At 42.4% G+C, this 11,931-nt stretch carries 13 protein-coding genes and 1 pseudogene; 11 read left to right on the top strand and 3 right to left on the bottom strand.

Going from position 1 to position 11,931, the window contains the following annotated elements; genetic code table 11:
* Window positions 1-251: 251 nt before the first annotated feature.
* Window positions 252-1,811, bottom strand: a complete 1,560-nt coding sequence (locus ACOCD9_RS07865; RefSeq protein ID WP_419547008.1) for a hypothetical protein — start codon at window positions 1,809-1,811, stop codon at window positions 252-254.
* A 212-nt stretch (window positions 1,812-2,023) separates the two neighbouring features.
* On the opposite strand from ACOCD9_RS07865, the gene ACOCD9_RS07860 reads away from it, so the two are divergent.
* A complete protein-coding gene (locus ACOCD9_RS07860; protein ID WP_287700943.1) occupies window positions 2,024-2,515 on the top strand; it encodes a hypothetical protein in 492 nt (163 codons plus the stop codon).
* Here ACOCD9_RS07860 and ACOCD9_RS07855 read toward each other — a convergent pair.
* Window positions 2,512-3,546: a M42 family metallopeptidase gene (locus tag ACOCD9_RS07855; protein ID WP_419547007.1), complete on the bottom strand. Its 1,035-nt coding sequence runs from the start codon at window positions 3,544-3,546 to the stop codon at window positions 2,512-2,514. The two genes, ACOCD9_RS07860 and ACOCD9_RS07855, sit on opposite strands and share 4 nt — an antisense overlap.
* A 114-nt stretch (window positions 3,547-3,660) precedes the next feature.
* Window positions 3,661-4,998 (bottom strand): OB-fold nucleic acid binding domain-containing protein, encoded by a 1,338-nt coding sequence (locus ACOCD9_RS07850; RefSeq protein WP_287700937.1) that lies wholly within the window; start codon window positions 4,996-4,998, stop codon window positions 3,661-3,663.
* Between the two features lie 101 nt (window positions 4,999-5,099).
* Here ACOCD9_RS07850 and ACOCD9_RS07845 point away from each other — a divergent pair, with 101 nt between their 5' ends.
* From ACOCD9_RS07845 to ACOCD9_RS07800, 10 genes and pseudogenes are all read left to right on the top strand, one after another.
* A complete protein-coding gene (locus ACOCD9_RS07845; protein WP_287700955.1) occupies window positions 5,100-5,321 on the top strand; it encodes a hypothetical protein in 222 nt (73 codons plus the stop codon).
* 82 nt (window positions 5,322-5,403) lie between these two features.
* Window positions 5,404-5,475, top strand: a pseudogene (locus ACOCD9_RS07840) (transposase); the annotation flags it as partial.
* A 219-nt stretch (window positions 5,476-5,694) separates the two neighbouring features.
* Window positions 5,695-5,982, top strand: coding sequence for a hypothetical protein (locus tag ACOCD9_RS07835; RefSeq protein ID WP_419547005.1), 288 nt, complete (start codon window positions 5,695-5,697; stop codon window positions 5,980-5,982).
* An 830-nt stretch (window positions 5,983-6,812) separates the two neighbouring features.
* Window positions 6,813-7,028 (top strand): gas vesicle structural protein GvpA, encoded by a 216-nt coding sequence (gene gvpA, locus ACOCD9_RS07830; protein ID WP_002735503.1) that lies wholly within the window; start codon window positions 6,813-6,815, stop codon window positions 7,026-7,028.
* A gap of 375 nt (window positions 7,029-7,403) precedes the next feature.
* Window positions 7,404-7,619: a gas vesicle structural protein GvpA gene (gene gvpA, locus ACOCD9_RS07825; protein WP_002735503.1), complete on the top strand. Its 216-nt coding sequence runs from the start codon at window positions 7,404-7,406 to the stop codon at window positions 7,617-7,619.
* 442 nt (window positions 7,620-8,061) lie between these two features.
* Window positions 8,062-8,700, top strand: coding sequence for a gas vesicle protein GvpC (gene gvpC / locus ACOCD9_RS07820; RefSeq protein ID WP_419547004.1), 639 nt, complete (start codon window positions 8,062-8,064; stop codon window positions 8,698-8,700).
* A 630-nt stretch (window positions 8,701-9,330) separates the two neighbouring features.
* A complete protein-coding gene (gene gvpN, locus ACOCD9_RS07815; protein ID WP_419547003.1) occupies window positions 9,331-10,371 on the top strand; it encodes a gas vesicle protein GvpN in 1,041 nt (346 codons plus the stop codon).
* A 29-nt stretch (window positions 10,372-10,400) separates the two neighbouring features.
* Complete coding sequence (locus ACOCD9_RS07810; protein ID WP_287703648.1) at window positions 10,401-10,811, top strand: gas vesicle protein; 411 nt, start codon at window positions 10,401-10,403, stop codon at window positions 10,809-10,811.
* A complete protein-coding gene (locus ACOCD9_RS07805) occupies window positions 10,768-11,076 on the top strand; it encodes a hypothetical protein (RefSeq protein WP_002803843.1) in 309 nt (102 codons plus the stop codon). The genes ACOCD9_RS07810 and ACOCD9_RS07805 overlap by 44 nt, the downstream gene beginning before the upstream one ends.
* A gap of 375 nt (window positions 11,077-11,451) precedes the next feature.
* The gene (locus ACOCD9_RS07800; protein WP_104395505.1) at window positions 11,452-11,925 is read left to right on the top strand and encodes a gas vesicle protein K; all 474 of its coding nucleotides are present in this window, start codon (window positions 11,452-11,454) and stop codon (window positions 11,923-11,925) included.
* The last annotated feature ends 6 nt before the right edge of the window (window positions 11,926-11,931 follow it).

Raw genomic sequence — 11,931 nt, 5'->3', positions numbered from 1 at the left:
TATAGACCTCTTGCATAAATCCGAAAACAAACGATAGAAACAATAATGGGAGGGACTTTCAGTTAATTATTTATTAGTAGTTGATAATCTTCAAAAATGTTGCTGTACAAGGATCGACTTAAGACTTTTGCAAGAGGTCTTATCTTTAATTTCCTTAAGGACAGATTCGAGGGAATAGGGAATGGTTTCTGCTGTCATGGCGGTTAACTCCTATCAGTCGAGAGATAATGTAATTATCGATAAAAATCCTCTTAATTCTCCACTTCATTTTTTTGGGGAAATATCGCCTCATCTTCCAATTTATCGCTGATTTCTGGCAGTTTTAGCAATATTCCAGCAAATAACCAATAGTAAACAGAAACAGGCTCGACGGAGAGGGGATAATAGTAGGGATTATAGCTAATAAAAAGTATAAAAATCCAGATACAGAGACCCCAATGCTTTAAAGCGGGATTTTTTACTTTTAAATAGGCTTTAAAGGTGAGAATACAGAGAATTGTCACCAGTGCCATAAAAGCGATAAAACCGACGATACCGATTTCGTAGAGGAGTTTAGCGTAGTAGGTTTCAATTAGTCTTATCCCTTCTTCTCCCACTATATGACGAGAGCCAGTGGTGGCTGTGCCTAAACCAAAACCAAAAAGCTGTAAATATCTTAAGGCCCACTGGATTTGATTGACTACAAAGTCAATGGGAGATGAATATAGCCAGCGACCGATAAAATTTAGCCCTCTTTCCCGAATAAAGGGAATTAACGTCACCGCAAGCAGGGAAAGCATCGCCACAATTCCCAATTTTAATGGTAACTTTTGCTTATTTTTGCTGGTAGCAATAAAAAGAACTAAATAAAACAAAGGTACTAGCAATAAAGGTAATCTTTGTCCAGAAACCAGAGTCGCAAGGAAGACTAAAACCATTGCCACCCAACCAGCGAGGCGCCATCTTTTTTGCGGATCACTAAAGCTGGCTGCGTAACTGATGACGCTACTAGATACTAAAAACCAACCCCATTGCCAAGGATCGGAAAATGTGCCGGGGAGACGAATTAAGCCTCGATCGGGATTATACAACACCGAACCGCCGACAAAACATTGAGCTTTCAAGCTGGCTTTGGCGGTAATATCTGGATAAAATTGGGTGTCGGATTTCGGGGCAGTAACTTCCAGTTGATTGAGGAATTCACTATCGGGACAGATACCTTGGAAAAGTAAGAAGTATTGAATTAGAGCTAAAACGCAACAGACTAAGATCATCACGATTAAAAGCCGATTAACCACGAATAAATCCCGTTTTTCCTTGATTAGATAGTAGCCACAGAGAACCAGGGGAATATAACCGAGGAGGGTTTTCAATCCCACAATTCCCACTTCAATTGCTCCTTGGGGCAGATTGACAAAAAGAAAAGTTATCAAGCTGATCGCAAGTAAAATCAAAGCTGTGATGAGAAAAGGCTTGATTTTGGGGCTTAATTGCTTAAAAGTTTTGGTTTTAATTAAAATTGCCGCTAAAGCAGGGAAATAAAAGGCATCCTTGGCGATTTTGTAGAGAGCATAGGATGGCTCTTCACCAATGAAGTTGCCCTTTACCTGAAAAACTCTCGCCACAGCAAAAGTGACGGTACTACTCAGGGGAAGATAGATGATTAGGGCTAATAATCCCAGACGGGGATGGATAAAAGAAGCGACCATGGCGGGAACCGCCAAAATTCCTAACAAGGCGGCTTTTTTGTCGAATACAATCCCTAAAACTAGACTAATTATTATGGTAGAGATCGCTAGTATATTTAGTAAGAGATAGTTCCTCTCTTTCATATCGTGCAGCTTTGAACAGGTTTAGGAGAAAGTGTACCAGATTTTTGTCAAGATTCTCATTCTCAATGGGGAAGTGGGGAGCTTTTCAGTTATCAGTTTACTGATAACTGAAAAGCTGATCACTGATTCAAGGCTGATGGCCGAGAGTTTCCCTTTGCTTCTTAGCTTTTGCTATACTTATGTAAAATTTTATTGATCTCGATCTTGACTCCGTGGCCAAAAATCCTTCTTTTCAAGACCTTTATCAAGCTGGAATCAGTGCTTTTGAGCGTGGACAATATCGTCTTAGTATCCAGCAATTAAATGCGGCTTTAGCCTTAATTTCCCTAGGATCCCGAGAAGGGGGTGAGATCCAAATTTGGTTAATTTCTGCCCATCAGGGGTTAGGAGAGGGGGAGAAAGCTAGTGAAATCTGTAAGCAACTTATTACCCATCCTATCTATCCAATTCGCGAACAGGCCAAGCGTCTCCTCTATATTATCGAAGCTCCCCGTCTCAAACGCCCAGATGAGTGGATGACCAAGATCCCCGATTTAGAGAAACTTCCCGATAGCGCACCGCAATTTAAAAAGGGGACAAATAAACAGAAAAAAGAAGAACCCCCCGCACCCATGCAGTTAGAGCAGCATAAAAATACTGTTTTTAGCGGACTGGCGATCGCTATTATTCTGTTAATGCTCTGGTTTTTTGCTAAAAATAGCTAAATTACTTGACAATAAGCTTCTAATATGCTAACGCAGTTAGCTATAGCTCCTAAATGGGCGATTTCATAACCGTGGGTGTTTTGGGTGGGAAAACCTAAGCAAGCGGCCTTAGCTATATGACCGAATTTCATGGCAATGGAGGCATCGCTACCAAAACCACTAATAATGGCCAATTGTAGGGGGATTCCCGCCTTTTCGGCCGCTATTCTCAATTCTTGATTTAATTGCTCATCATAGATACCGTAACCATCCTGAGACAATAACACAGGACTGCTGCCATCCTGAATCGGATATTCAGGAGCGAGGGGACAGATTTCTAGGGCAATTAAAGCATCTAAGCGGTTATTTGCCGTAAAAAATAAGGCCCCTAAGGCTCCTACCTCTTCCTTGGCTGAGGCAACCAGATATATATCCACTGCGGGGTTAATTACTCTGGCCGCTAGTTCTAAAAGAATCGCCACGGAAGCTTTATTATCGAGGGTATAACTGGCAATGTAGTCTTTTAGTCGAAAGGGTTGTTTTCGGTGTTTTCCCACCACGACTCGACTACCGACGCGCACCCCGCAAGCGTCTAATTCTTCTGGAGTCAATTTCGTCTCTATCCATGCGGATTCCCAGTTGACGGGGGTGTTTTCCTGCTGCGCTTTTTGCGGGGATTGATGGGAAATATGACGGGAACCAAAGGAGAGAATCCCCGATCTGGTTTCTTGATCACCGATAATATCTACCACCCCCTCTCCGTAAATCCAGGGAAAAGCTCCCCCAAGTTGGCGAATTTGCAGACTACCATCGGGATTAATTGCCTTGATAATAGCGCCAATTTCGTCTTTATGACCAGTAATAGCAATTTTTTTAGTCGAATCTTGTCCTTTAATTTTGCCGATGACATTTCCCGCTTGATCTTGCCATGTTTCTAATCCTAACTCTTGAAAGCGTTCTAGTAACAGGCGATCGATTTCCGTTTCCATCCCACTAGGAGAATGATGGAGGACAAGAGTGGCAATAGTGTCAAAGAGGTGATCAAAATCCATAGTTGTCTTGATTTGTGGGTCGAGAGAGAATTATTATCGAAACAGGAAATCGAGAAGGTTTTACAGGAACAATCTTGGTGCAGCCATGGCTCTTGGGTGATTGCCAGTTAGCATTTAATGATTAATCAAAGGTGCAGAATTAGCCAGAAAACCCGCAACTTTTAGAGACTCTAGCACCGAATTGTCATCTTCTACCCAATAGTTTTGTCCTAAACGCACAAATTGACGCTGAGTTCCCGCACCGATGGTGGCAATAACGGGAACTTTTGCCTTTTGTTTGTCTCCCGATTGCAGAATACTTTTAAGAAGATTTTGACGATTTTGGTTGACGACATCTTGCAGCGATAAATTAACCATCACCATTTTAATGGTTTCGATCGGTTCCGCATCTTCGATAATTAATTGTACCCGATCATCTCGGCGATCCACTTTTCCCCACACCATTAAAGTGGCTTCCTCCACTAATAATTTTTGCAGACGTTCGTAGCTATCGGAAAAAACCACCGCTTCCGACTGTCCCGAGGCATCTTCTAGGGTTAAAAAGGCCATGGGAGTCCCTTTTTTGGTCATAATTTTCTTGACGGCATTTAATAGGACAATGGCACTGACTTTTTTTCTGGTTTTGTGTTCTTCCACGTCAGCTAAATTGATAGGAGATAGGACTTGAGCGGCTCTTTGTAAAGCTTTTAAAGGATGTTCGGAAACATAAAACCCCAAATGCTCTTTTTCCAGTTTTAACTTTTCCTGTAGGGAAAAATCTTCCACTGCGGTGGCACTGGGAGACTGTTCAAACTCGGACTCTTGCTTATTTTCTGTGCTACCCCCTAGCATATCAAAAATATTCATTTGACCACTTTCTTTCTCTTTAGTGCGTTTTTGCGCCCAAGCAACTACTAATTCTAAATCTTCAATTAATTGATGGCGATTGGGTTGAATTTTATCAAAAGCACCAGAATAAATTAGCGTTTCTAAAGCTCTTTTGTTGATCACTCGCAAATCAACACGCTCGCAAAAATCCCCTAAGGAAGTAAACTTTCCTCCCGTTGCTTCCCGCGCTTTTAAAATAGCCTCGATCGCATTTTCGCCCAGGTTTCTAACTGCGGACAAACCAAAGAGAATTTTGCGCCCAATCGGTGTAAAATGTTTTTGCGATCGATTGATGTCGGGAGGTTCGACATCGATATTCATTTTCTGACAGTTTTCTCGATACTTTTCTACCTTATCCTGATTATCGCTACTAGCAGTTAGTAACGCTGTCATATATTCCACAGGATAATTAGCTTTTAAATAAGCAGTTTGATAGGTGACGTAAGCGTAGGCAGTGGAGTGAGATTTATTAAAACAATTGGAGGCAATTAAGCCGTTGCCCAGCAAAAAATTATGATCTTTCTCTACACCAATATCGTAAACGGGTTTCCTTCCCAAGGATTGACGACTGATAATTTTAACCATATTAGTAACTCAACTCTCCAGAGATTTTTGTAACGGTGCTAATGAAAATATGGCATTTCTTTGCCAAATCAGGCTGCTAAGGGCAAAAAAATGGCTCTCTTATTCTTTGTGACATAAGTTTAACTTATATAAGAGCCATCAATCTTTGTGTCCTTTGTGTCTTTGTGGTTCGTTCTACTAGCTCGCCAGCAGGACTGTATCTTAGAATACATTTTACCCACCAAACCGAAGAGAGCCAAAAAATTACCCTATTGATGACTAAAGTGTACATAGCGTTTCCTGTTCGCAAGAGGTACATCATCGATGCGGAAAAGCTTAATTAGCTAAGGTTTAGCTGTGCCACACAGGTGTGAGCAATGCTATATTCTACCCACAATAGGTTACGATCAATGTTAACCGAGGAGAAAAAAACAAGAAGAACTAGACTTCTTGAATGAGGTTAGCTGTGGTCCTTTGCCACAAGGTTTAAGACACCTATAAACAGCTTTTACTAATTTCTTTGCTAGTCCTACTAAATTTGGTTAAAGGGTAGCAACCCAAAGCGGGAAAAAATGCAGCAGTTGAGATAGCAAAGAAACCTTGCCCCTGAGGGTAAGAGACTATATCGTACCTTGACGAGAGGTCAGCACTGGGTAGTTCACGCATTGTGTTATAATTCTGGCCAAGCCATCAAGGGATTTGAAAAGGAGTAACACCATGAGTCTATCTTCAGAAGCCTATCGCCAAGCCCTCGTGCGGGATGGAGAACGGCGCTATCGCGAATGGCACCAAAATTATCACAACCAATGCCGTCAATCAACGGCTGAATACCAAGCTCGTTCGGCCCAACAACGCCCAACAAACCAACAACGTCCAACAAAGCCCTGGATTTCTTCGGAAGCCTACCGCCAATTTTTAGTCAAAGATGGGGAGCGTCGTTTTGCGGAATGGCATGGCGAGTTTTTAGACTATCAAAGACAATTTCTGGCCAGTCAATCCACCTAAACGGACGTCAACCAATCCGCATTACAGCAATCTCTGAAAATAGTGGCTACAGTCCACAAAGAAATAGCTAATACCAATTTTCAATAGTCGTGACTAACATCTGAAAGTGCAATTCCTTTCTCCGAGAGGGATTGCGCTTTGGAGTGATCAACTAAGTCTGTCATTACTTTTGAAAAATGATATAAAGATGAATAAGTCCAGAATGCAAGACTTATCACGAATGCAGCCAAGAATTCAAGATCAGAAGGAATAAGAATCCTGTCAACAAATGCTGATGGGCAGTCAGGAGTTTAAGCTTGTGGAGAGACTGTAAGACTGGTTGGGACTCTCTCAAAAAGCAGGTTTCTGTGAAGCAAGAATTTCCTATCACACATCTTCGCATTGTGATGGCTAGATTGTCAAGTCTGTCCACCCCTCAGCCTCGCAAATAACACCTAAGATAGCGAACGTTAAAACTAAAATTTCAATACATTTGTGCCTTAAGCACCTAAAAGCCTTGCAAAGCAAGGCTTTTACTATTAGTTGATTCGTTCTATGTAAGTTCTTGGCTAGAGCCAGCGATCGCTTAATAATGAAAGCATAGGTGGGCCTTTTCTGAGAATTGATTCCATTTCTTAACCCCAAAAATGAGAATTGACTACATTTCTTAACTAAAGAATCGTACATTTCTTAACCAAAAACTTGAGATTAGATATTGACAACGACAAAATAAAGGTGTTATTCTTCAAATTGCGGAAGTGATGAAGGCAGAAAAACGAAATGAATTTCTGAATCCTCCATGATTTCAGCACTGTACACTTTCTATGAAAACAACAAAAAGGTCTATTACCATGGCAGTTGAAAAAACCAACTCTTCCTCTAGCTTGGCTGAAGTTATTGATCGTATCCTTGACAAAGGTATCGTTATTGATGCCTGGGCTCGCGTTTCTCTGGTAGGAATCGAATTATTAGCGATTGAAGCTCGTGTAGTTATCGCTTCGGTTGAAACCTACCTCAAATATGCTGAAGCCGTTGGTCTGACTCAATCTGCAGCGGTTCCTGCTTAAGGATTGATCACAGATTCTCCCATCGGCTGAGTTAAAACCCTACTGGGTTTTCCAGACTCTTAGCTTTTCTTTGATCCCTATTGAGTTTAGTCACCCCTCTCTTGGGGCGCAATAGTCTATGATTGACAAGGTTGGCACGGCAACGGATAGCGAAAACAAAGCTAGACCCATGCAAGTTATTTTTGTAACCGTGATTTTGACCTTTGTAGCTAGGTTTACCGCCCATCGCCAGAATGTAAGGCTCGCTATTCTTCGCAATAGTAAGGTCGTTCTTTGGGTAGGAAGCCACGCCCCTTGAGTTGGGGTAGTTCGCTATCTCAGATTTTGGATCAGCACTGTACACTTTCTATACAAACAACAAAAAGGTCTATTACCATGGCAGTCGAAAAAACCAACTCTTCCTCTAGCTTAGCTGAAGTTATCGATCGTATCCTTGACAAAGGTATCGTTATTGATGCTTGGGCTCGCGTTTCTCTGGTAGGAATCGAATTATTAGCGATTGAAGCTCGTGTAGTTATCGCTTCGGTTGAAACCTACCTCAAATATGCTGAAGCTGTTGGTCTGACTCAATCTGCAGCGGTTCCTGCTTAAGAATTGAGCCCAGATTATCCTATCTGCTGAGTGAAAACCCGACTGGGTTTTCCAGATCCTCGGCTTTTCTTTAAAATCCCTATTGAGTCTAGTTACCCCTCTCTTGGGGCGCAATGGTCTATGATTGACAAGGTTGGCACGGCAACGGATAGCAAAAACAAAGCTAGACCCATACAAGTTATTTTTGTAACCGTGATTTTGACCTTTGTAGCTAGGTTTACCGCCTATCGCCAGAATGTAAAGCTGACTATTTTTCTGAGTAGAAAGCCATTTTGGGGGTGGGAGGTTGCGCCCCTCAGTCTGGGGTAGTCCCCTACCTCAACTTTGGGATGATAAGAAAAGTCGAAATCTGCTGTCTCTCCCCCCAGTCTCCGTGAAGGTTTTTCTAACGGGTGATTGGGTCTAATCCATTCCATAGTATTTAGTAATTGAGGACAACCCCATGCCTGCTCTCATGGAACAGTTCCGCCAGGATCGTTTATCGATTGCTGAAGAAGTAGCTAAACTCTCGCGAGAGGTTCAATCTTTTCTGTTGGATGTCAAAACTGAAAGACAAAAACAAGCGCAAGAACAGGCAACTGCTTTGCGCGAATCTTTCCAAAAAGTTCAACAGGAAAGCCACTTGTTTTTAACAGCTACCCAAAAACAGCGTTTAGCTCAGGCGGAAAAGCAAAAAGAGGATTTACGTCAATTTCAAGAACAACGTTTAGCTGAAGCGAAACGGCTAGACGACGACTTACGTCAACAGCGTCTAGATCGAGCCAAACAGCTAAAGGACGATTTAAGTCAATTCCAAGAACAACGTTTAGCGGCAGCGAAACAGCTGGAGAACGACTTACGCCAACTTCGTCTAGATCGAGCTAAACAGCTGAAAGAGGATTTAAGTCAATTCCAAGAACAGCGTTTAGCGGCAGCGAAACAGCTAGAGGACGACTTACGCCAACTTCATCTAGATCGAGCTAAACAAGTGAAGGATGATTTGAGTCAATTTCAAGAACGACGTTTAGCTGAAGCGAAACAGCTAAAAGACGAATTGCGTCAATTTCGTCAAGATTTGTCTATCTACGTTTTTGGCAAATAAATCTCTAGGTTAATTCCAACCCACTTAAGCCTAGGGCTAGAGTAAAAACCCTCTAGTCCCTTTTCCTGGCTAAACTAGAGGACTATCTGAGAATACAACAATAAGCCTTTGGTTTTCAACCTACCATGCTGATCCTGCTTTTCTAAGTTTCTAGACTCAACCTAGTAGTGTTGGGTTCCTATTTAGTCCGCTCTAGGTCTCTGGTAAATTAAAAAGTATGATAAAGCTTCACTCAGCCTATAGTCAATGTCGTGATTAGTAGTCTTTTATTGACAAAGGAGGTAAGGGAAAAGGACTGCATCTGGGCTTATCATTGTTTAAGTCTTGAGAAGTAATCTAGACAAGAATTTTAGACCCTTAGCCCCTTGACTAATGAATATCCTAAAAACACCTTCAGAATCAAGGTTCTAGAGCTAATTGATGACAGTTCCTAATCTTTTGGGATATTATATATTATGAGGTAAGCCTTAAAAGTCAAAGCCAATTAAACTTCTTGCCGTAAAATTCAGGTGACACAAGCGTCCTTGCCTACTCGGTTATTGAGGGGAAACCCGAACGGGCGGTTGTTAGCCCAACAATGCCCGTCCGCTTCAGGCGGGGATTATCAATGGTATTTACTAGATTTCAACTATGACATTTACTGAAACTCAAACAAGAAGATCCGTTCTCTCCCTTCGCCCCGGTCAATTTGTTGTTACGCCTTCGATTGATCAAATTGCCACTCGCGCCTTACGTTATCTAAACTCTGGTTTTTCCATTCATCTATGTGGTCCAGCAGGAACGGGAAAAACCACCTTGGCAATGCACCTGGCCAATTGTTTAGCCAGACCTGTGATGCTAATCTTTGGCGATGATGACTTTACCAGTTCCGATTTAATTGGTAGCCAATCTGGTTATACCCATAAAAAGCTGACGGATAACTATATCCACAGCGTTCTCAAAGTTGAAGACGAGCTAAAACACAACTGGGTGGATTCTCGCTTAACAATGGCCTGTCGAGAGGGTTTTACCCTAGTTTATGATGAGTTCAATCGTTCTCGACCTGAGGTCAACAACGTTTTACTCTCTGCCTTGGAAGAAAAAATTCTCACCCTGCCACCCACTAGCCATCAACCCGATTACCTACAAGTCAATTCTCAATTTCGGGCAATTTTCACCTCCAACCCAGAAGAATATTGCGGGGTTCATGCTACCCAAGATGCTCTAATGGATCGGTTAGTAACCATTAATATGCCTGAACCAGATCAACTGACTCAGACCGAAATTCTTGCCAAAAAAACGGGGATTGGTCGAGATGATGCTTTATTGATTGTCAACCTCGTCAAAACCTTTCGTGTGAAAACTGCGACTGAAAAAACGTCGGGTTTGCGCTCTTGTTTAATGATTGCTAAAGTCTGCGCCTCCCACGATATTGCGGCCAACTCCGCTGACTCGGACTTCCGTGATATCTGCGCCGATGTTCTCTTGTCCCGCACGAATTTATCTGTTGATAAGTCGAGAGCGATTTTATGGGAAATCCTCGAGGACAATCCGTTAGAATCCTTATCCTTTGTAGAGGAAGAGGAGCCTTCCGATGCCCAAGCGTCAACTTCTGAGCCTTCGACAGGAAATCAATCGTTAAAAGCCATTCAATCTTTACTGCGAGGCAACTTGCCCCAGCGAAAAGACTAATTTTATACTCTTATTGAGTGAAACCAACCGTGACTTCTTCCACTTTTGCTGGCTCGCTCAGAAACCAGTCAAGCAACTCCCTAAAAACAGCAACTCAAGGTTCGAGTTTAGCGGATATACTCGAACGAGTTTTAGATAAAGGAATTGTGATTGCCGGCGATATTTCCGTTTCGATCGCCTCCACTGAACTTATAAATATCCGCATTCGTTTGTTAATTGCCTCTGTTGATAAAGCCAGGGAAATGGGAATCAACTGGTGGGAAGGTGATCCCTACCTCCATAGCCAATCCCAAGCTTTACTAGCAGAAAATCGGGAACTTTCACTCCGACTGCAAACCCTAGAAACTGAGCTTGAAACCTTAAAATCCTTAAGCCAATTGAGTGCAATAGAGAGCCATGATACCAGTCCGAACGATGAAGCACATTCCTCAGATGCGTGAAATTCCTCACCTGAATCCTCAAAGGTTAGGAAATTTACACGAGACGATTGCCCCCCTTGATAAGGCCAGGGAAACTGCGATTAACAGCTTGCAAGGTTATCCCTACCTCCCTAGCCAAGGCCAAGCTTTATTCGCAGAAAACCTGGAACTTTCACGCCGACTTCAAACCTTAAAATCCTTAACCAAATGGAGTGTAATGGAGAGACGTGATGGCAGTCCCAACGATCAAGCACATTCCTCGTATATATTGAAATTCCTCAATTGAATCCTCAAACGGTCAAGAAGTTTACAGCAGTTAACGATTGCCTCTGTTGATAGAGCAAGGGAGATGGCAATTAATGGGTGGGCAAGCGACTCCTATCTCTATAGCCAATCCCAAGCCTTATTAACAGAAACCCCGGCAGCTAAACTTTAAGCCTTAAAATCCCTACCCCAATCGGGGGCAATCGAGGGCTACGATACCAGTTAAAATAATCAAGCACATTCCTCCTGTCGGGGAAATTCGTCACTGGAATCTTCACAGGGCAGCGGAAGGTTGACATTGTTTAATTACATCATTTTTTCCCTCAGATAAAATTTCTTGGCCAAGCTCCCCACTAGAGACTCACCCTTAAGAACTCCTAATTTACCAATTCCAACCATGACACTTGCTTGCACACCTTACGATTCTGATAATCAAGCCTTGCTGACCCCTCCAGAAAGTAATAGCCAAGCTGGTTTAGCCCCTTTACTGTTAACTGTTGTGGAACTGGTACGCCAATTGCTCGAAGCCCAAATCATTCGCCGGATGGAAAAAGGGGTTCTCAGTGAGTCTGATTTAGATAGGGCTGCAGAAAGTATACAAAAATTGCAAGAACAAATTCTCCATTTGTGTGAAATTTTTGAGGTTGAGCCAGAAGATTTAAATGTCCACCTAGGAGAGTTTGGCACTCTTTTACCGGAAGCAGGAAGTTATTACCCGGGAGAGGAGGGTATTAAGCCTTCTGTGTTAGAATTAGTGGATAGACTCCTCAATACAGGAGTTGTTGTGGAAGGAAATGTTGATCTGGGTTTAGCTCAATTAGACCTAATTCATCTAAAGCTTCGTTTGGTTTTAACTTCTCAGCCGGTTTAATTTGGG

The organism is Microcystis sp., assembly GCF_048564745.1.
Classification (GTDB): domain Bacteria; phylum Cyanobacteriota; class Cyanobacteriia; order Cyanobacteriales; family Microcystaceae; genus Microcystis; species Microcystis ichthyoblabe_A.
This window is presented reverse-complemented; position numbering and strand designations above follow the sequence as displayed.